The sequence below is a fragment of the Paenibacillus sp. J22FR83 genome (assembly GCF_059691955.1).
The window spans coordinates 246582-269593 of sequence record NZ_JCAUAM010000003.1; the positions used below are offsets into that span (position 1 = coordinate 246582).

Here is a 23012-nt window from a genome sequence, read left to right on the forward strand (position 1 = left end):
AACTACAAGAAATACAGTTAATCATCCGAATACGCTATATCTGCTGGCGAATAGATGGAGAAAATCCAGTTAAACCGCGGGAAGTCGGTTTATTACTAATCGGTCTATGATGAAGAAAGAGGCGTTTCAAAAAGTCTACAAAGACTCTTGAAACAGCCTCTTTCTCATTTTCAATTAATGAAAGTTCATGATCTTTATAAGTGATCATATCCATTGAGGAGCCTATGGTGAAATAATGATGGGGAAACGAAGCGGTTTCAATACAATTGAAAGATGGTGGTGGAATAATGATGGTAAGGCGAAGTGGACTACAGGTAATCTCGATCGTGATATTGGCAGTAATTCTAGCGTTGGTAGGACTGTTAGGCACAACGCGGGTACAGGCGGCTGGCGATGATTATGACACGATACGAATCAGGTGGATGAACTATTTGACAGGAGGAGCAGCATTAGATACATCTGACCCAGACATAGCATCTAAGCTGAGCTCTATAAGTCAAACGAGTGCGGCTACGATGAGTACAACATCAGCGTACTTATGGAGCGATTTAGCCGCAACGGGGGATACGGCTACGATTACTGCGAATTACGAACGCATTAAGAGAATGGCATTGGCTTACAAGACGGTTGATTCCGGTGTTTATGGTGATCTCGATCTAAAGGCGAAAATTATTTATGCGATGGATTGGATGTATACGAACCGTTACAATGAATTAACCGTACCGATTGAAAATTGGTGGGATTTAGAGATCGGAACTCCTCTAATTATTAATGACATTGTCGTTCTTATGTATGATGACCTCATTGCAACACCAGGAAAAATAACGAATTACATGAATGCGATTGAGACATTTTCTCCAAATCCGAGCAAAGCCAATAAGGGAGCAGTTGCGGCAACAGGAGCGAACTTGGTATGGAAATGCCAGATCGTTGCCTTACGGGGCGTGATTCTAAAGTCAGCTGCGAAGCTGACTTTAGCCAGAGATGCTTTGAATCCAGTGTATGAGTATGTGACAACGGGGGATGGCTTTTACCGGGATGGATCGTTTATACAACATGAGATTTACCCTTATAACGGTAGCTATGCTGTAAGTTTATTGCAAGAATTGTCGTATCTGCTTCTGCTGCTGAATGGTTCGCCTTGGCAGCCAACAAATAGTGGCGCAGAGAATGTTTACAATTGGATTTACCATTCTTATGAACCGCTTATCTATAACGGTGCCATGATGGATATGACTAGAGGGAGAGCAATTTCTCGCAGCGACTACCAAGATCATACCACTGGACATAGTGTCATGTCCTCTATTATTCGCCTAGCGCAGCACGCTCCTGCGGCCGATGCACAGCGAATGAAAGCGATGGTGAAAGCGTGGATTATCGCTGATAGCCAGTTTAATTTCTATAAGGATATTAATTTAAGTACGCTTGTCCTGGCCAAGGCAATTATGAATGACAGCAGTGTAATACCAAGAGAAGAGAAGGTACTTTCCAAAGTCTATGCTGGCATGGATCAAGTCGTACATCTTCGGCCTGGATTTGGTTTTGGCGTTAGTATGTCGTCGCATCGTATAGGGACATACGAGTATGATGAAAAATATAATGAAAATCCTAAGGGCTGGTACACAGGTGTTGGTATGACCTATCTATATAACAAGGATCCGTTCCAATTTACCGATTATTGGGCAACTGTCAATAAATATCGGCTTCCTGGAACAACTGTCGATACGATGCTGAGAGAAGATGCGGAAGGCGCTGGGTATCGGAGTCCGACAACTTGGGCAGGAGGTACTGAGCTTCAAGGACAGTATGCCACAGCTGGTATGGATTTGAAGGGATATGGAAGCACGTTAAAAGCGAAGAAATCCTGGTTTATGTTTGATGATGAAGTCGTTGCGCTAGGGACAGGCATTGCAAGTACAGACAACCGTACGATTGAAACAACGGTCGAGAATCGCATGCTTACAACAGCAAGAGTCACACACGGGATTGATTTGGATTCACCTCCTTCTTCACCAATTGGCAGTGAACCATTACGTCACAAAGTTTACGCCGTAAAGGATAGCGGGAATGATGGGAATGTGCCTGAGAATACCTTTGATAATAATCTTGGATCTAGATGGTCGGCGTCAGGTGATGGACAATGGATTCAATATGATCTTGGAAAGATACAACCCGTCGGGTATGTAGGAATTAACTTCTATCTTCAATCTGCAAGAACGACTGATTTCGAAATACTGACTTCAGAGGATGGCGTAGTATGGAATCAAGAGTATAGGGGGATTTCCAGTCTGGTTAGTGACGCGCAGCTTCAAGTCATCGATTTCCCGGATACGCAAGCTAGATTTGTCAAAATTATAGGTCATATGAACTCGACGGGACCTTGGAACAGCATCACGGAAGTTCAACTCTATGCGCCATGTACAGCAGGAAATCTTCTCATCCTGCCATCAGTGACTCCACTGTATGTGAACGGTGTGACGGATAGCACAGGATCTAGTCAATCTGCGAAGGTGAAGGACAATGACATTCGAACCGTCTGGTCAACGACTGGCGATGGACAGTGGCTGAAGTATGACTTAGGCAGCTCTCAGGAAATCGGGCATGTAGGGATCAGCTTTCCGAATGGCAAGGATAAAACTTCTGCCTTCGATATTCAAACATCTGTCGATGGGACAACATGGACGCCTGTGTTCAGCGGTCACAACACCGTGCTTTCCGCACAGGTAGAAGCCTATGATGTCGTGGATACGACGGCCAGATTCATCAAATTCATTTTCCACGGCAATGATAGCGATTTGTCCAATGATGTTTCTGAAATTCAAGTTTACGCCCCGCAGGCGGCTGGTCCTGTGTTAGATCCACTGCATGTTTCGAAAAGGGTCAAAGGGGATGAACAGCTTGTTGTGAACGGGGTAACGAAGTCCGCTGGATTAGGATGGACAGAGGCAATGAGCAATGTATCTTATGCGTATTTGGAAGGAACAGGCGGGTACTACTTCCCGCAACCGACAGCCTTAAAGGGAAAAAGAGATGTTTCTCAGGGCAGTTGGTCACAGATTAATAATGGCGGCGCTTCGACGGTATTAAGTAAGAATTATTTGACGCTTTGGCTGGACCATGGAACAAATCCGTTCTATCAAGATTACGCTTACGTCTTACTGCCGAATAAATCAGCAGAAGAAACAGCGAGTTACAGCCTTAATCCGAACATTGAAATCTTGGTAAATAATACGAATGCGCAAGCTGTGAAGGAGAAAACACGAGGTATTCTGGGGGCGAATTTCTGGGTACCAAGTACGTTTGGCTATCTCACGGCATCGAATCCTTCCTCCATCCTGTTGCAGGATCAGGGCAGTATGCTGGATGTCGCGGTTTCGGATCCTACGCATCTGCAAGCGAAGGTAACTTACGAAATTCATAAAGCCGGATTGTCAGTGATTGCCAAAGATCCAAGCATTACGATCTTACAGCTCACACCTACGATTAAATTTGAGGTCAATACCCAAGCAGGGGATGGGTTATCGCACAAATTAAAACTGCAATTGAACACAGCTGTTTCGATGCCTTTACCGACACCGACAGCACCTCCAATTCACGTCGTTGACCCGATTCCAGATACGATTGTCGATGTGTTGGATGACCTATCCCTTACGTATGCGCATAGTAGTAATCTTAAATTTGACAGAGGAGAGCCAGGTAAATTTAGTGGGGATACCTCTCGGTTAATCCGAAAAACAATAACGAATGAGTATATCATTTATAAAGCGCAGCCGAATAAGGATATTACCGGATTTACAGCGAAGGCATGGTTCCGGCCACAAGATGGCGTAACCGATTTTGCATTCTATACCTCTACGGATAATGTGACGTATACAGCTTTTACGCCAACCAAAACAGGTGGAATTGAAAACTATAAAGAAATAAATTACAGTGGCATGCTGCCAACGGGTACACAGTATCTGAAAATTGTTTACATGATGAATGGTGCCTATAACTGGAACCCGCAGCTAGGTGAAGTCACGTTGACGAGTATTGTTCCTCCGCCGACAAGTATTACGGTCGTTGACAACGTTTACAATGATGCCAAGATGTTCGAGCGAAGCCCGAACCTGAGCTTTAGTGGATCTAATCCATCGGCATTCGGTGATGATGCATCGCGATTAGTAAGACTTACGAACACAGATGAGTATATTGTGTACAAAGCGGAACCTGATAAGGAGCTGCGGAGTTTCAGCGCGGATACATGGTTCTGGCCTTACGAGGCGTCCACGGACTTCCAATTCGCGATATCTCCGGATAATGTGAACTATTCCTCCTATTCGCCGACAATTGCTACAACTTCAAGCGCTGGTGCTTGGAATAAGGTGACTTACAGCGGAACGATTCCAAGAGGAACCCAGTATATCAAAATCACTTATAAACAACACTCGTCCAATACGTGGAATGCCCAAATCGGTAAGGTGACACTAACGAGTAAGGTACCAACCCCGTCAAGCGCTACGGTGACAGATGATGTGTATAATTTTAGCAAAATGTACGAGAATTCCGGTAAGTTGAGCTTCGACACCGCCAATGTTACGAAGTTCGGAGGGGATACTTCCAGGTTAAAGCGGAATGGGAATACCGATGAATGGATTGTATATAAAGCGGCTCCAGACATGGACATGAAGAATTATCAAGTGGAGACGTGGTTCTGGCCCTTCGAGACTTCTGTTGACTTCGAACTCTACAGTTCGCCGGGGAATGGGACTTACACGATTCTTTCACCTGTGAAGGCCGTATCAGCAACCGATTGGAAGAAAGTGACGTATAGCGGTAATGTTCCTGTAGGTACGCAATTCCTGAAAATCGTGTATAAACAGAATACAGGTAATTATTGGCATCCACAGATCGGGAAAGTCGTCATTCATAGCGAAGCGATTGATTAACGAAAGTTCATGATCTTAAATCCCGATCATTTCTTTCGTTTTCACCTGGTGCCATAATTAAAAGTGTAAGATAGTTAGTTTACAAGGGGGCGTAACAAGTAAATGAAGCGTCAAAGGACAACAAAAGCAGCGTTAGCGAGCATCATCTTGGGTATGGGTATTCTAGCAGGTTGTACCAGTGAGAAAGATAGCCCGGAAGCTTCACAAGCCGCAAGTCCGGTGGCAACTAAGACCACGACAGCAGCACCTAAGGAGAATGATCGCACGAAGTATGATCCACCGGTTACGATTACGGCAGCGATTGCCCTTAAACCGTCCGATAAGCTGCGTAATGGCGACACGCCTGAGAATAATCCAATCTCTCGTTGGTATAAAGACACGTTGGGTATTGTAACGAAATATCAATGGGTGGTTACGGACGCAGCGGCATTGGAGACAAAGATACGATTGGCTTTGACAAGCGGTGAGGCATTACCGGACGTTCTTGCGGTCTCTGGTAACGTATTTGAAGATCTTGTGGCTTCTAAGAAAATTCAAACCATTGACGAAGCTTTTGAGAAGTATGCAACACCAAGGGTAAAAGAATCTTATCAGAAAAATCCGGAAGTATGGAATTTGGTGAAACGAAACGGAAAATTGTATGGTTTACCAACACTTTCCAATGGCGTTGTAGGGAACACCGTAATGTGGATTCGAGAGGATTGGCTCAAGAAGCTGAACCTCAAAGCGCCAACGAATGTGCAAGAATATGAAGCGGTTATGGAAGCCTTTACGAATAATGACCCTGATGGAAATGGGAAAAAAGACACCTATGGCATGGCCTTCGGGGCAAACACAGGCTACCACAAACCAACGATGAACTTCATGTCGGATGCTTCCTTTATCTTCGGTCAAGATCAGCCTTATCAATGGTTGAAAGGGACAGATGGCAAACTGCAATATGGCTCAACCAAGCCAAGCGTGAAGGATGCTCTAAGCAAATTGCAAGAATGGTACAGCAAGGGGTATATCAGTCCTGACTTCGGTACCCAAGACGCAGCGAAGGCTATGGGAGACTTTACTTCTGGGAAAGCTGGGATCGCCTTTGCGCCAGGCTGGGCTGGCGGTTGGCCAGTAGGTACGGCAGTAACTGAAGCTAAAAACAAGAATCAAGCATTGGATATTAAACCTTATCCAATTCCAGCAGGCATCAAAGGAGAAGTCGGAAGGCAGGCTTCACAGCCGTCCTATGGGAATTATGTTTTCCGTCAAGGATTCACCAATATGGAAGCGATCTTTAAATATTGGGACACGATGTACGGCTGTTCGGTTGAGGATCCTCAGTGTCCATTTGCTAACGGTAAGGGAGAAGGCTATGACTATGTCATGAAAGACGGAAAGCCGGATTGGAAGAACATACCGGAAGGTACGTTGAGTCTGAATGCTTACCAGCTGATGTCGCCAGGATCAGGAACAGCACCAACGAACGTTATGCCGGGTCCAAACATTTACCAACGTGTCGCAGCAGGGAAGAGAGACAATGTCTATGAGCAGAAACTAGCTGCCGAGAATGGTCAGTTAACGATTGATGGCTTCTCAGTTGCTTTCCAGCAGTTAAACAAAGATGTGCAAAGTGGTTTCTTCGGTGCAAACACACCGACCATGAAAGAGAAATGGGAACAGCTCATTGCCCTCGAAGAGCAAGCTTTCTTACAAATCATTTATGGGAAGCAAAAGCCAGAGTACTTTGATACCTTTGTCAAGCAATGGAATGAGCAAGGCGGTACACAAATCACCAAAGAAGTGAATGATTACACAGCAAGTCTTAAGTAATAGTTCCATCCTTTTATAAGAAATGCGGAGTGCTGCATAACTTGGGTTCTCCGCATTTCTATATATAGAAGCGTTCTTAGAAGTCCTTACGATCGATAGGAGACGAATCGGATGAAATCGGAATCGATAAAATACTCTTTGCAAGATAGCGCAGTACCCATTAAAAAACGGAAAAGCTTCTACAATCTAAGACAAACGTGGCCGCTACATGTGTTCCTATTGCCTTCCGTTGTGCTATTGCTCATATTCAGCTATATTCCCATGGTTGGCTTCTCCATTGGATTCCAAGACTTCAAACCATGGTTAGGCATTTTCGGATCACCTTTTGTAGGCTGGAAGCATTTCAAGTTTATGTTTCATGATCCTACAGCGCTGCAAGTCATTTGGAATACGCTTGTCATTGCTGTATTCAAGATCATTGCGGGATCCCTTGCGCCTTTCATATTCGCTTTGCTGCTGAATGAAGTTCGCGCTGTTATTTTCAAACGAGTTGTGCAATCGCTAGTCTACTTGCCACACTTTATTAGCTGGGTCATTCTTGGTGGCATCATTACCGATATGCTTTCGACGAATGGGATGATCAATCAACTGCTCGTAGGGATGGGATTTGATCGCATCTTCTTTCTGGGGAGCGGGAACTGGTATCGGTTTACGTTAGTTGTCAGTGATGTGTGGAAGGATTTTGGATTCGGAACCATCATCTACTTGGCAGCGATGGCAGGTATTAATCCCAATATGTATGAAGCTGCGGATATTGATGGCGCAAATAATTTTCAGAAAACGATGCACATTACCATTCCTGCTGTGATTCCAATAGCTATAGTCATTGTGACCTTATCATTAGGCAATATTCTGAATGCTGGTTTCGATCAAGTATTTAACACGTATAATCCGCTTGTGTATCCTAAAGGCGATATTATCGACACGTACGTTTACCGAGTTGGTTTGCAACAGGGATCATTTAGCTTTGCGACAGCAGTCGGATTTTTCAAATCCATTATTGGATTTATTCTTATCGCAACAACCTACCGTTTAGCATCTAAATATGCCAATTACAGGATTTTCTGAGAGGATATTAGCCATGATGAAATTATCGTTCTCCGCGAAAATATTTCGGGTATCAAATCATATTTTCCTATCGCTAGCTGCGATACTATGCATCCTTCCCATGGTTCATATCTTAGCTGTTTCTTTCAGCTCCGATTATGCAACAACTGCGTACCTCGTCAAATTCTGGCCTGTGGGATTTAATTTAACCGCATACGAGAAGGCCTTTAATAGCAATAACTTCTTGATTGCCTTTCGAGTCAGTGTGCTCAGGACTGTGCTGGGAACAGCGCTAACGATGTTTCTGACGATGCTGGCAGCGTATTCGATGTCCAAGGATGATAAGTATTTTAAAGGAAGAACCTTCTATGCTTGGTTTTTCGTCTTTACGATGCTGTTCCATGGCGGATTAATTCCAACGTATCTAGTTGTGCAAAAAGTAGGAATAACGAACTCTCTTCTAGCGTTAATCTTGCCTTCGGCAGTTAATGTATTCAATGTTGTTCTTATGATGAATTTTTTCCGTGGGATACCGAAGGAGCTGCAAGAAGCGGCGATGATGGATGGAGCTGGACATTTCCGAATCTTGTTCACCATTTTCATGCCAATTTCTCTGCCATCGATTGCGACACTATCCTTATTTACCATGGTATTTCATTGGAATTCGTGGTTTGACGGCATGATCTATATGAACAAAGCAGAGTTGTTCCCGTTAGCAACGTTTCTGCAAGCGTTAATCGCAAGCTTTGATTTTACGAAAATCGGGCTCAATCCGGAAGATCTCGATAAATTATCTGAACGCTCCTTGAAGTCAGCCCTGATTTTTATCGGAACCGTTCCTATCCTGCTCGTGTATCCTTTTCTGCAGAAATACTTTGTCAAAGGCATGACCTTGGGGTCAGTCAAAGAATAAGCGATGTGAAATGGCTGTTAGGGCAATCCTAGGAGCTGTTTTCACTGTATGAGGATAACCATAAATCGAATTCAATTGGTATAATAGAGCAAACGGAAGGTAGGAAGGAGAGGCTTATGAATTTAATCAAGCGCGTGATCCTTCTTATTGTCATGAGTTTAATCGTTATTCTTGCGCTATATGCCTATTCGTACAAGCAGAGTGTCCAAGTTATTGAGAATCAAATCAACACCCGGAATGAAGAGAAGTTGTCCTATTTCCTCAACAGAATCGAAAGTTTGTTGGATCAGAATATGATCTACGCCACTCTTGCTACGAAAGATCCGGAGATTAAGAAAATTGCGTACGGTGAGTTGCCGCCTGCTGGTTATGACCGTGTAAATGTTGTGCAATCTGTTGAAAGCAAGCTGAATTTATTCAGTATTACTAATCAAATTATGAACATCATTACGCTCTATTTTCCGAAGATTGACCTTGCGCTTTCAACCGTCCCGGCTACGGTGACGAATCAGACCGATATTCTGAAGGATTATACATCCAATTGGAAATTAACGAAAGTCGATATAAGTGGTGTTAAAATGGATGCATTTTCACGTTTTTTCGCCTCGCCTTATCATGCCGAGTCTACGGATATCATGAAATCGGATTACATTATTCGTGTCGATTTCTTCACGAAAAATATTTCGAACTTGTTAGATGAGTTTAAGGAAGCTGGTTTTGGTGACGCCTTCTTCTATGGAAGTTCCGAACAAATTGTCTATGATAGTACAGCGAATATGAATCTTATTGGGCAACTTTTGCAGTCGTCTCACTTCAATGATGCCAAGGGAATGCAGAAAAGTTCGACGATCGTAGAGCTGAGTGGGAAGAAATATATTCTGTATGTTCTTCCATCTGACAAAATCAATTGGAGCTTGGTGGACATTGAACCCTTGGAGGAAATTCTTAAACCGGTTAATCATAGCCGAAATTTATTTTATCTTATTTTGTTTCTACTTCTCTTATTAGGCATGGTAGCCGCCTATTTCTTATATTTTTATATCCAAGTACCGATTCGTATTCTGATTCGCAGCTCGGAACATATCAAAAATAAAAATTTCTCCTACCGCATTCAAAGCTTGCGAAAGGATGAGTTCCGACAATTGTTCGATTCGTTTAACGATATGGCCAAGGAAATTGACGAATTGATTAAGCGTGTCTATGCTGAAGAAATTCGCTCTAGAGAGGCTGTAATGAAGCAGCTGCAATCACAAATTAATCCGCACTTTCTCTACAATTGCCTGGCGTATATCGTAAATATGGCCAAAATGAACAGGAATCAATCGGTGATTGCGATGGCTCATAATTTGGGCGATTACTATAAATATACGACCCGTAATGAAACGTTGGAGACTACGCTCGGAACCGAGTTAGAGCTGGCAGTCAACTATATGAATATAATGAATCACCAGCTAGATAAATTTCAGTATATTATAGCGGTTCCAGAGACGATGAAAGCGAAGAAGATCCCCAAACTCATTATTCAACCCATTATTGAGAATGCGATCATACACGGCCTAGAGGAAATTTCGATGAATGGACTGATCACCATTGTCGGGGTTGATGATGGCCCTGTGTACCGGTTAATTATTGAAGATAATGGTCCAGGATTAACGACGGAAGCTCTGATGGCCTTGAGAGCAAAGACGGAAAATGAGCACAATGATTCCCCGCAGAAAGGGATTTGGAATGTGCATCATCGCTTCAAGTATTACTTCGGGATACGTTCCGGCATGCGCTTGGATAACTCGGCTCTAGGTGGATTGCGGATTGAGTTGGTCTGGGAGAAAGCAACAGGGGAGTGAGAGGACAGATGTTTTCATTACTAATTGTGGATGATCATAAGCATCAAGTGGATACATTAGCGCTTACTTTACCATGGGAAGAATTAGGGATAACCACCATTCATAAAGCTTACGAAGGCCAGGGGGCACTTGCCATATTGGAGGCGCATCCCATCGATATTGTAATCACAGATATACGCATGCCAGGTATGAGTGGTTTGGAATTAATTGAACGTATGAACGCATCGAATCGTAAAATTGAAGCTATTCTGTTGACGGGATATGCCGAATTTGAGTACGCGAAAAAGGCGATTGAGCTTCATGCCGTAGAGTATTTAATTAAGCCCGTGCGCGATGAATTGCTCATCGATGCAGTAAGCCGCGTGATCGCTAAGCGCCAGAATGATTTACAGCATTCTCAAGCTTTTAAACAAGCCAATGCGATCCTCCACCAGAATTTACCCCTGCTCAAAGAAAATGTTCTGAACGAGCTCCTGCAAGGAGCAGATATCTCATCTAAACAATTGAGTGAAAAGCTAGAGATGTATCAGATTCCATTTGCACACGGTGATCGTATTCGACTCATGGTGATTCAATTTGATCCCCATTTCTATGAGTCGTACAACCCATCTGATATGAAATTATTTGAATATGCGGTCATGAATATGGCGGAGGAGTTGCTGCAAAGTCATTTCAGTCTGTGGACGAGGAAAGCTCCGCAAGACAATGTCACTTTGATGATCAAGCCGATTCATTCGGGGGGGACGGTATGGAGTGAAGAGGGACTGGTATCGATTGCCAACCTCTTATTGGAGCAGGTTCATCGTTATTTAAAAGGAACAGTCGCCATCTACCTCTCGACGCTTGCGCAGTTCCCAGATGAAGTTCATGCCATCTATTCTTCCGTCGTATCAACGGTTATTAGCGCAACAGAACGTCAAGGTGTTATTAATTTGAACAAGCTTGACGTTTCTAGCCGCGGAATGGAACCTTTGCGTTCCTTGTATCAAGCGCCTATGCTAATCCAACTGATGGAGAGCAATAATCTGGATAAATTGAATGAGAAACTTCATGCCATTTTTCATGAATTGGAACAAAAACAAGCAGACTCCCGCGCGCATCTCCGAGAAGCCTACTTACATATGCTGAGTTGTTTCACATTTTTGGCTCATAAGAAGGGCAAGGTCTTGGAAGATATCATTGGCATCAGTTCCGTCCATAAAGAACATAGTGTCATTCATTCTGCTAAGCAATTAAAAGCATGGTGCATTCTGATTCTCGAAGCCCTGATTGAGGAAGCACCTACAGTCGATGATGAGAATCATCAACAGCTGGTCAATAAAATCCAAGCCTATATTCATCAGAATTTATCAAAGGATGTTACGCTGCAATCGATTAGTGAGCATGTTTATTTACACGCCGTGTATTTATCCAAAATTTATAAAGAGATCACCGGTTTAAATTTGAGTGAATACATTTTGCATGCACGGATGGAAGAAGCGAAGAGACTGCTTGAACAAACATCCTTTAAGATTTATGAAATCACTGAAAAAGTAGGGTATCAAAGCCCACAGCATTTTATTCGTAGATTCAAGAAGTATTATGGTGTGACGCCGGATATTTTCAGAAAGCAATAATGGGGAAAAGAAGGGGAGTCCAATATGGAAAACGCATGGTTAGAGAGGGCTTGGAAACAAGTTGTAGATCACATTGAACAAACAAGTCAAACCATAGGCGCAGCATTTCCGAATGGAACCGAGAATGGCCGCTTCGTGATGACTGCGGCTCATGATTGGGTAGCGGGATTCTGGCCAGGGCTGCTATGGTTGGTGTACAGCGAAACGAAGAATGAACGTTTGCAAACATTGGCGGTTGCGTGTGAAGAGCAAATCAGTCAAACGCTATGGGAATTTGAGCATTTGCATCATGACGTTGGTTTTATGTTCGAGCTGAGCTCGATTAAGCAATATGAGTTTTTGGGAGATGAAGCTGCCAAACGGCATGCACTCATGGCGGCAAGCTTACTTGCCGGAAGATTTAATCCCGTTGGTTCCTTTATTCGAGCATGGCCGAATTGGGGAGGCGAAGATCACAGTGGCTGGGCGATCATTGATTGCATGATGAATTTACCGCTGCTGTACTGGGCTTCAGCAGAGATAGCTGACCCGCGGTATCGCCATATTGCCGAGTTTCATGCGGATATGGTGCTCAACGAATTTATCCAAGCGGATGGATCGGTCCATCATATTGTTGCGTTTGACCCTGAGACAGGAGCTCGTATAGGAGCACTCGCTGGTCAAGGATATGCGGCAGATTCCGCTTGGTCAAGGGGGGCCGCTTGGGCTCTGTATGGATTTGCACTTAGCTACAAATACACAGGTAAAGAGAAATACCTAACTGCTGCCAAGCGAGTAGCGGAATTCTTTCTTGATCATTTGCCTGCGGATCAGGTACCCTATTGGGATTTTCGCTTGCCTAAGAATTCGGATGACGCGCCACGTGACTCCTCAGCAGCCGCAATTGCTGCATCGGGACTCTTAGAAATCGCTTCTCTTGTTGGTGACACTAGCGGATTACGTTATAAGCAGGCTGCTGAAGACATACTGTTCGCTTTGCACAGTCATTACACGGTGGGGCCAGAACAATCCGAGGGGTTACTGCTGCATGGGACCGGGTATTATATGAAAGATATCTACGTGGATACTTCACTCATTTATGGTGATTATTATTATGTTGAAGCCTTATTGAAACTGAAATATGCGTAGAAACGTTAGTGAATTTATTTGAAAAATAAATTAAAAATCCATGTATATTATTTTGCAAACTCCACATGATAATATCACACCAAGAAAAGGAGTGAATAACAATTATGGCTAACAACACATTGGCAGTTCCACAAGCAAAAGCAGCATTGGATCAACTGAAGTATGAGGTAGCACAAGAGTTAGGGATTCAGCTTCAAGCGTACAATGGAAATCTAACATCACGCGATGCTGGCTCCATTGGTGGTACGATTACGAAGCGTTTGGTGCAAATCGCTGAACAACAACTTTCTGGCTCCGCAGGAAACTTCAGACGCTAAGTTGATCGTTTTTTTTAGGTAAAATCAAAAGACTACAGGCACCTATTCCTCCTTGGGTGAATGCAGTCTTTTTTATTTTGTCTGGCGCTGATGCCCCATCTAACTGAAGGTACAACTAAGGAACTAGGGGGTAAATCAACCGACGCAATATTTAACTGTTGTCATAAACAATACAGTTATGTTATGGTGATACCACATACAGAGAAAAATTCCGGATATGGAATAGGAGCATAGGAGAAACTAATAAAATGACTAACAAGAACAATCAGCATGCCGTCAGATTAGCACTGCTGCTCGGTTTATTTTCAACACTCGGGCCTTTTACCATTGATATGTATTTACCAGCCTTTCCTCAGATTGTGGAGAAATTCGGTACAACTGCCTCCCAAGTGCAGCTCAGCCTCACTGCCTGTCTACTGGGATTAGCCGTTGGCCAAGTAGTTATGGGGTCGCTCAGTGACGTACATGGCAGGCGCAAGCCGCTTCTCATTTCCATGGCACTCTATGTTGTGGCGTCCATAGCTTGTGCGATCGCGCCAAGTATATGGTTACTGATTATTGCTAGACTCGTACAAGGATTTGTTGCATCAGCAGGTATCGTCATTTCCCGGGCAATTGCACGTGACATGTTTAGCGGGCATGAGCTTACCAAATTCTTCTCGCTACTCTTGCTGGTCGGAAATTTGGGCCCGCTAGTTGCGCCAGTAGCAGGGAGCGGCGTTCTATCGCTAACAAGTTGGGTTGGTGTCTTTATTGCTCTGGCCTTGCTGGGGATGTTCCTTCTTGCCATGACCAAATGGCGACTCAAGGAAACTTTACCTGTCGACCGCCGCAGTCCTAGCAATTTTGCGCAGCAACTGCGCAACTATGGATCGCTCTTGCGTGACCGTTCATTTACGGGCTATATGCTCGCACAAGGGGTCATGATTGCGGGAGTATTCGCTTACGTTTCAGGCACGCCTTTTATTTATCAAAATATTTATGGGGTATCCCCAACGGTATTTGCCCTATTATTCGGTTCGAATGGTATCACGTTGATTATCGGTTCGCAATTGGTCGGACGGATGGCTCATCGCGTGTCGGAGCAATTCTTCCTGTTGCTGGGGTTATATCTCGCTGGTGCTGCCAGCATCGCCGTTTTGTTGGTCGCCATTTTCCACGGGCCGCTCTATGCACTCGTGATCCCGCTCGTTTTCTTCGTAGCGTCTATCGGTATTACGTCGACGGCAGCTTTTCCACTTGCGATGGAGAGCCAGGGGCATATGGCTGGCAGCGCGGCTGCTTTGATGGGCGTCGTTCCCTTCTTGCTGGGAGCGGTCGTTTCGCCGCTAGTCGGTATTGCCGGTGAACACACAGCTGTTCCGCTGGGTGTCATTATTTTGACTACGAGCGCTGCAGCGATGTTGTCTTATTTCCTTTTAGTCAAAAAGGGAGCAAAAGCGAAAGCTTGAGAAAAATATATTTGTTTAGGAAATGCTCGGGGGAACCCGAGCATTTTTTGTGCTTTTTGGGAGCGTGCTCCGGACGAATAGATGGATTTTATGTTGTTAGTTTTCCGTATTTCCGCCTAGATAGCAAAATAGATGTAAAACCTGACGTTAATTTGAGCAGTTTTGCTGATTCTCCCTAGAAAAGGTGATTTTAGCTGTATATTTTCCAGTTAAATGGATTTTTATCGTGATATTCGAGGAAATAACTGTAGGTTTTCCAGTTAATTGAGGCTTCTTGAACTTAATGAGGCGTATAGATCAAATCCCCGTCATATCCTCCCTCCACATTCCCACAAAAAGAGTAAAAAACACAAAAGATAAGTGTAGCGAGCAAATTGTGAGCATGGTCCATTTGTAAGATGATGGTCATGTAGGAATTCTTAGTAACGAGGGAGCGATATCAGCATGTTAACAGAAGCACAACTGAAACAATACCAAGAAAAAGGGTTTATCATTTTCGAAAACTTATTCTCCACGGATGAAATGGATCGCGTACGCACCATCATTGATGGTCTGGATGAAGAATCAGAGCGTCGTCTCAGCGAGGCTGGGAAAAGTTTCAACAACATTCCGAATCAGATTAATTTTACCTCTGGTTTAAATTTTATGAAGCCCGAATTGCAGCAGTTTACGGCTGATGATCGTTTTGTAGAAATAACGACGTCCCTTCTTGGACCCGATATTCGTCTGTACTGGGATCAATCTGTGTATAAACGACCAGAAGCTAATCGAGATTTTCCGTGGCATCAGGATAATGGCTATGCACCGATTGAGCCTATGCACTATGTAACCTGTTGGCTGGCACTGGAAGACGCGACACTAGAGAATGGTTGTATTTGGATTCAAGAGGGATCACATCATAAAGGGCTGGTTGAGCATGTAAAAACAGACATCGGTTGGTTGTGTTACTACGGGGACGTTCAGGGAACGCCAGTACCTTTGAAAAAAGGAAGTATGGTCGCCTTCCACTCATTGTTGTTTCACCGTAGTACGCCAAATCGGAGTAATGAGACACGTAAAGCTTACGTCATTCAATATTCCGTTGAAGGATCAACAGATCCCAAAACCGGCGCGGAGTATAAGAATGGACCAATGATCTCGCAAGGTGGGAAATCCGTGTATGATCGCTTCCAGTCCAGAGAGGAAGTATAGTTCGGATAGAAGGGGGATAATCATGGGAAAGCAGGTACTATGTTGTATGAGGAATTTTCAGCTCTTTGAATACGGCCATGTCTTGCGAGAATTGGTGGAAGATGCCCATGAGGTTCGATTGGAGCGGTGTCAGAGCCAGTGCATCGGATGTAGACAGCAGCCTGCAGCCATCATCGATGGGAAGTGGGTGGGGTTTGATAATTCCGAACAAATACGGCAATATGTAAGTGAGAAGCTTTCATAAAGAGGAGCTTGAACGTGATGGTTAGGAGTGAGCGGGGTGAAGGATCCCAAGGGATTGATGGACGAATACTGGCATATTCGCTTATTTCAAGTGGAGGAAGCCTTCTATAAGGACATCGATATTCAAAACCTGATATATCCATATTGGGTTGTCAGTTTTATCATGGATGGCCAGGTGGAGGTGGAAGATGGCAGCAAGGCGCAGACGGCGATGTCCGGACAAGTGATGCTGCACGCGCCGGGAGTGCCTTTCGCTGAGAAAGCAGCGACGCCAGGTCTTCACCTTTGGATGTTAATCGATGTGAGAAACAGTTATCAGGTGGATTTGTTCCGTCAATATCCGATAACTGAAGTGATGACCCTGAGGGATCCAGCGGCGTACTCCGCCATTTTTTACAAGCTTTTGGCAGCGTGGGAGAAAAAAGATTCGGCATTCCGCGAATTAGAAATATCAGGTATTGCTATGCAATTAATTCATTCCTTGTTGGAGAGCTGGGACCAGAATGGTCGTGTTCGTCGCAGTTTCCAGGCAGGCAAAAATGTTGAACGTTTAGAGAAGGTTATCTCTTATATTCATACATCTTTTCATGAGAAAGTCACGAGGAAGACTTTAGCGAATCTTTTGCATTTAAATACGAACTATTTGGATAAAATTTTCATAGAAGAATATCAGATGAACCCGATGCAGATGATCCGTGAGCTTCGTTTAAAGAAAGCCAAGGGAATGCTTGAGAATAGCAACGATAGTCTAACGGATATCGCTTCTGCAAGTGGATTGGGGGATGCCTCCTACCTGAGTCACCAATTCGTAAAAAGGTATGGGATCAATCCTGGCAAGTATAGAGAACAGGTGCGTCTAACGAGACAGTCGTATTATCAAACACAATAAGAAGAGAAAGAGCCCAACCATGCTTACTATGGTTGGGCTTTTTCATGCGAATTGTCGGAAAAGTATAAAGGAATGCCAAATAATCTAAATACATCAAAGTGTTCATCAGTCAAAATAAAGATAAGCATCAATGACATTGTTGATTGTAGAGGGAGGAAATCGGTTGAAACGTGTAGTGGCTTTTCATCGCAAAAAGATTCGACAAGCATGGGCGTATATGCTGTTAGTGTGCATGACAATTTCGTTATTGCCAACAGCGTCCGTGTCAGCAGCAGCGGGCGATCCCTTGCCTGTGTTTAGGGAGGATTTCAATGACGGGCTTGCAGATGGTTGGACAACTTATGGGTCTAACGATGCAGGGAACAGGGGGTCTTGGACAGTCAACGCAGCCAAACAGTATAGAACGACTGGCTCTCCAGGCTCGAAGACGGTGTTCCAGAACACCAATTTTAAAGATCTCGTGTATGAAGCAAATCTTCAGGTATCGGGAATTAATTCAGATCAATCGGGGTTGTTATTCCGAGTTACTGGAGCTACTGGTGATGTAGCAGATGGTTACAGTGGTTACTTTGCTGCCCTGCGTGTAGACAAAACCCTTATGCTTTCTAGAGTAGTGGATGGCAACACATATAAGGAACTGAAACTTGTCTCTTATCCTTACTCAAGTGGTCATATGAAAGTAGTCGCGGTAGGCAATCACATTCAAGTGTTTGTCGATGATATGTTAACGCCGAAGATTGACTTGATTGATAATGACGGCAAACAAATTACTTCCGCTGGTTCTATCGGTCTTCGAACATGGTGGGGGACAACGAGCTTTGATAATCTCGAGGTCAAAGAGTATGCGGCAACAGAGACGGCTGCTCCCGTGTTCGATAGTCCTGCTGGTGTTTACAATAGCGAGCAGCACGTTGCACTCACAACGCCAACCGCAGGAGCAACGATTCGATATACGCTTGACGGCTCTCTGCCGAATGCAAATTCACCTATTTATACGTCACCTATCGCAGTGACATCCGATGTCATTATGAAAGCTTATGCAGAGAAAGCAGGCGAAATGGTCTCGAACGTAGTGACGTCCTCATATATCATTGCGGATAGTACCCCAGCGTTTACCGATGACTTTAATGATGGCGATGCGCAAGGCTGGACGAACTATTTGGGCCAACCTGTTGCAACGTCATGGTCTGTAACGCAAAGTGTGTATAACTATGTGGCTGTTAATCCAAGAGGGGCCAAATCCGTTGTGGACGGGGTGTATCAAGATTTTGTTTTTGAAGTCGATATGAACCCACAGGATGCAGTAATTTCTAATAGCGGTGTGGTTTTCCGGGCATCAGCGCCAGGTGATGGTGTGGATAAAATAAATGCTTATTACGCCGGAATGAATGCTGCCGGGAAGCTTCAAATCGGCAAGATGAGCGCTGCGGGAGCAACAGGTGCATGGTCAGAACTTGCCTCTGTCGTTGTAAGCGGCGTCAAGCCGAATGACTACAAACATCTGAAAGTGATTGCCATTGGCACGCATTTTTACATCTATGTCAATGAAATGCTTGTTTATGATTTTACAGATGCTACGTACGCTACGGGTTCAGTTGGACTGCGAGCATGGAATGAGAATCAACAAGTTTCTTATGATAATGTTGCCTTGAAGCAGTTAACGCCTGTTGTTCTACCCGTGGCAGCGCCGGTGATTAGTCCGAATTCGGGGACTTTCCCTAGTTCGCAAATTGTTACGATAACGAGCCCGACAGTCGGTGCGGACATTCACTACACGACGGATGGCAGTGAACCGTCTGCGGCGTCACCTAGTTATAATGGTCCAATTACTTTGAGTGCAACTACGACGGTGAAAGCTATTGCAACGAGAAATGGCATGTTGAATTCCACGGTTCAGAGTGCAACGTTCACGTTAGTCAGCCATACATTTTTGGATGATTTTAACGATGACAATGCGAACGGCTGGACGACATATCAAGGAACATGGAATGTAACAGGTAAGGCTTATCAAATAACGGATAAAGGTCCTGGCTTTAAGTCCGTTGCAAGTGGCACTTTTTTCGATAACTTTGAATACGAAGCTGATATTACGTTGAAAAATGGTGTGAATAACGATAATGCAGGCTTAATTTTCCGAGTTACGGATCCAAGTAATGGCGGAGATAATCTCAAAGGGTATTATGCAGGTCTTACCTCTAATGGACGCGTGCAATTGGGAAGACTGAATAACAACTGGAAAGAACTTGCTTCCATCATTTACCCCGTCACGCAGAATACAGTCTATCGGATGAAAGTGAAGGCAGTAGGCAGTCATATCGATATTTATATCAATAACGAGCTTATCGTAAGTGCTGTAGATACGACCTATACAACTGGAGCCATTGGTGTCAGAGCGCATTATGTTGCTACAAGTTATGACAATATTCATGTGACAGACTTAGGCGACGTTCAGATGCCAACATACGACTGGTCGTGGGTGCAAGGTGCAGTTTTCGTGCCGACGAATGTTGTGAATCAGATTCAGCAGTGGAATGAATACGATCATGATATCAACGATAGAGAATTAGGCTATGCGGCATTGTATGGGATCAATTTTGTACGTGTATTCGTGCATAACTTGTTGTGGGAAGACAATAGCGCGAAGTTGTTAGCGAATTTGGAAGATTTCTTGCAACTTGCCGATAAGCACGGTATCAAAGTGGAACTTGCCTTTTTCGATGATTGCTGGAATGACAATCCGGTTATGGGGCCTCAGTTAGCTCCACTATATGGTGCGCATAACAGCCGTTGGGTAGAAGGTCCAGGCGATGCAGTTAAATCTAATTATGCAGCGAATAAAGCAGCATTAAAATCCTATGTACAAGGCATTGTCGGTGCGCATAAGGATGATGCGCGTATTGCTTTCTGGAACATCTACAATGAGCCGAGCAATGGTGAAAGCGGACTGATGGATCAAATCACGAAGCAAATTATGAACGATGCACGCATTTGGATCAAAGAGATCGATACGAATCACCCGGTATCCTCAACTGGTGGCCAATTTAGCGGTGATCCTACATCAGATTTCATTACTTGGCATCCGTATGAGTCCGATTACCCAACACCTTATGGTGTCAGCAAGGGAATCCTTGCGGATGAAGCGATGAACAGATCGACGCAAACGGTGACAGGCATTGTGGAACATTATGGACAAAAAGATATTGGCTTCGTTATGTGGGAATTCGGTATCGGTCGAGATAACACACGGTTCCCTTGGGGATCGGATACGAATCCGTTAACTTCAGAGCCGACAATGCCTTTCCATGGGATCACTTATCCAGATGGACACCCATGGGATGTAAACGACATTAAAGCGTTAACGGGAGCAGCTTTCAATACGTTGCCAGTGTTTAATGTAAGCTATTTCAAGGACGAGAATTTCACAACGCTAGCTAAAACATCGTTCACACCGAAGATTGATTGGGATCTTGGCAATGAGAAGGGAACAGGTTCCCCAGACCCAACCGTCGGTATCGGTGAGGATCATTTCTCGACACGTTGGATGGGAACGGTGCAGCCGACGAATTCAGGGTCGCACACGATTTACGTGGATAGCGATAATGTTGCAAGAGTGTGGATCGGTGACACGTTGGTTGTTGAGAAAACAAGCGGCACGAAAGAAGAGAAAAGCGGTACGATTACGCTAACAGCTGGTGAAAAATACCCGGTGAAAGTTGAATATGTTCACGCAAGCGGCGATGCGAGTTTACATGTGAAATGGTCACATGCCCAGCTAACCAAACAAGCTATAACCCCTATTTATGCGGGGAAAAGTGTAGATACAGTTTCATTAGATGCATCAACATTGACTGTGAAAGTAGATGAAACCAAAAAACTGACAGCAACCATTTCACCTGTTGATGCTTCCAATCAATTGCTTACTTGGAGTTCTAGCCACACGGGCACTGTGCAAGTGGATACGAGTGGTAATGTGAAAGGAATTAATAAAGGAACCGCGACGGTTACAGTCACAGCGGCGGGTGGGAAAACAGCTTCGGCCCTTATCACAGTGACAGATAGCGGCACCTTCAAGAATCCGATCGTTCCGGTATCTAGCGGAGCTGGTTCGGCGGATCCGAGTGTAGTGTTCAAGGATGGCTACTATTATTATGTCAAATCGGATAATGATGCTGCGATTCAAGTCGTGAAAGCGAAGCGCCTTCAGGATATCGGCATCGAGCCACGTGTTACGGTCTATACCCCGCCTAGTGGACAAAATTATTCCAAAGGTTTGTGGGCACCTGAGATTCAGAACATCAATGGCAAATGGTACATTTATTTCGCAGCGGATGACGGCAATAACATCAATCACCGCATGTATGTGTTAGAAAGCGATACGTTGGACGCGCAAGGCAGCTATACGTTAAAAGGTAAAATCGCCGATGCCACAGACAAATGGGCGATTGATGGCACTGTTTTTGTAAAGAGCGATAATTCCATGTACTTCGTATGGTCGGGTTGGGAAGGCGATACGAATGTGAGTCAAAAGATTTACATCGCGCCGATGAGCAATCCATGGACGATTAGTGGTCCACGCGTGTTGTTATCATCACCTGATCAAGCTTGGGAGCTTGATGGCACGCCGACGATTAATGAAGCTCCGGAAGTTCTGATCAAAGACGGTAAGATCTTTATCGTATACTCAGCAAGCGGTAGTTGGACGGATAACTACAATTTAGGAATGTTGACGAATACCGATGGGGATGTTCTGAATCCTGCTTCATGGACGAAGTCAGGTTCAGTATTCAGCAAATCCGCTGGCGCATTCGGTCCAGGACATAACTCTTTTACGAAGTCGCCGGATGGTTTGGAAGATTGGATCGTGTATCATGCCGATCTGAAATCGGGCGGAAGCTGGGGCAATCGATCTGTTCGAGCTCAGAAGTTCACTTGGAATCCAGATGGCACGCCAAACTTTGGCACGCCAGCAGCTTATGGGGCATTGCTTCAGGAGCCATCAGGTACACCGTCGATCTCCATGTACAGCTATGAAGCGGAAGATGCGACTCTTGGCGGTACGGTGAGAATTAACAATTCCGACGAAGCTTCGGGTGGCAAAGTAGCTGGTCATGTGGACACCGCTGGGAGCGACTATATCTTATTTCAAGTAAACGTGGAGAAATCAGGTACTTACCAAATGACAGTCATGGCTGCCAACGGAACTGGAGGCACAGTTGTTGCGCAGCAGGATGTTTCCGTTAATGATGGCGCCAATCAAGTTATTGATTACAAGCAATATGGTTGGGGACGTTATAACCCATCTGCTATCACGATAATTTTGAATCAAGGTTTGAATACGATTAAATTAACGAAGAAGACGAATTTTGCCGAGATCGACAGACTCATTCTTAAGCATGTACAACCTGAGGGTCCACCTGTTTATCACACGGACATCAACGGAAGTGCGGGTGTTACCATTGGTGATTTGGCTATGGTAGCGGCTTCTTATGGCAAAAAGCTAGGCGATGCCGATTGGGATGCGGATGCCGTGAAGGCGGATATTAATCAAGATAATCAAGTAGATATCGAAGATCTTTCCATTGTTGCTAGTGAAATTATGCAATAAGGAGATAGGTAAGGGAGGAAACATATCG

Annotated in this window: 13 protein-coding genes; all 13 read left to right on the top strand. The window is 44.4% G+C overall.

Annotated features, from left to right (window positions below; all coding sequences use genetic code 11):
* Positions 1 to 287 precede the first annotated feature (287 nt).
* Positions 288 to 4928, top strand: a complete 4641-nt coding sequence (locus AC58PV_RS06970; protein ID WP_497431545.1) for a polysaccharide lyase family 8 super-sandwich domain-containing protein — start codon at positions 288 to 290, stop codon at positions 4926 to 4928.
* A gap of 102 nt (positions 4929 to 5030) precedes the next feature.
* On the top strand, positions 5031 to 6740 hold the full coding sequence (locus AC58PV_RS06975) for an extracellular solute-binding protein (RefSeq protein WP_497431546.1): 1710 nt from the start codon (positions 5031 to 5033) through the stop codon (positions 6738 to 6740).
* A 111-nt stretch (positions 6741 to 6851) separates the two neighbouring features.
* The gene (locus tag AC58PV_RS06980; protein WP_497431547.1) at positions 6852 to 7808 is read left to right on the top strand and encodes an ABC transporter permease; all 957 of its coding nucleotides are present in this window, start codon (positions 6852 to 6854) and stop codon (positions 7806 to 7808) included.
* 13 nt (positions 7809 to 7821) lie between these two features.
* The gene (locus AC58PV_RS06985) at positions 7822 to 8700 is read left to right on the top strand and encodes a carbohydrate ABC transporter permease (RefSeq protein ID WP_497431548.1); all 879 of its coding nucleotides are present in this window, start codon (positions 7822 to 7824) and stop codon (positions 8698 to 8700) included.
* 116 nt (positions 8701 to 8816) lie between these two features.
* Positions 8817 to 10544 carry a sensor histidine kinase gene (locus tag AC58PV_RS06990; protein ID WP_497431549.1) on the top strand — a complete coding sequence of 576 codons (1728 nt, stop codon included), beginning with the start codon at positions 8817 to 8819 and terminating at the stop codon, positions 10542 to 10544.
* Positions 10545 to 10552: 8 nt separating this feature from the next.
* Positions 10553 to 12160 (top strand): response regulator, encoded by a 1608-nt coding sequence (locus AC58PV_RS06995; RefSeq protein ID WP_497431550.1) that lies wholly within the window; start codon positions 10553 to 10555, stop codon positions 12158 to 12160.
* A 24-nt stretch (positions 12161 to 12184) separates the two neighbouring features.
* Positions 12185 to 13288: a glycoside hydrolase family 88 protein gene (locus AC58PV_RS07000; protein WP_497431551.1), complete on the top strand. Its 1104-nt coding sequence runs from the start codon at positions 12185 to 12187 to the stop codon at positions 13286 to 13288.
* A 104-nt stretch (positions 13289 to 13392) separates the two neighbouring features.
* On the top strand, positions 13393 to 13605 hold the full coding sequence (locus AC58PV_RS07005) for an alpha/beta-type small acid-soluble spore protein (RefSeq protein WP_173112927.1): 213 nt from the start codon (positions 13393 to 13395) through the stop codon (positions 13603 to 13605).
* A gap of 248 nt (positions 13606 to 13853) precedes the next feature.
* Positions 13854 to 15056, top strand: a complete 1203-nt coding sequence (locus AC58PV_RS07010) for a multidrug effflux MFS transporter (RefSeq protein WP_497431552.1) — start codon at positions 13854 to 13856, stop codon at positions 15054 to 15056.
* Between the two features lie 444 nt (positions 15057 to 15500).
* Complete coding sequence (locus AC58PV_RS07015; RefSeq protein WP_497431553.1) at positions 15501 to 16247, top strand: phytanoyl-CoA dioxygenase family protein; 747 nt, start codon at positions 15501 to 15503, stop codon at positions 16245 to 16247.
* A 22-nt stretch (positions 16248 to 16269) separates the two neighbouring features.
* Positions 16270 to 16491 carry a hypothetical protein gene (locus AC58PV_RS07020; protein WP_497431554.1) on the top strand — a complete coding sequence of 74 codons (222 nt, stop codon included), beginning with the start codon at positions 16270 to 16272 and terminating at the stop codon, positions 16489 to 16491.
* A gap of 36 nt (positions 16492 to 16527) precedes the next feature.
* Positions 16528 to 17379, top strand: a complete 852-nt coding sequence (locus AC58PV_RS07025; RefSeq protein WP_497431555.1) for a helix-turn-helix domain-containing protein — start codon at positions 16528 to 16530, stop codon at positions 17377 to 17379.
* Between the two features lie 163 nt (positions 17380 to 17542).
* Positions 17543 to 22984 (top strand): family 43 glycosylhydrolase, encoded by a 5442-nt coding sequence (locus AC58PV_RS07030; RefSeq protein ID WP_497431556.1) that lies wholly within the window; start codon positions 17543 to 17545, stop codon positions 22982 to 22984.
* Positions 22985 to 23012: the final 28 nt, after the last annotated feature.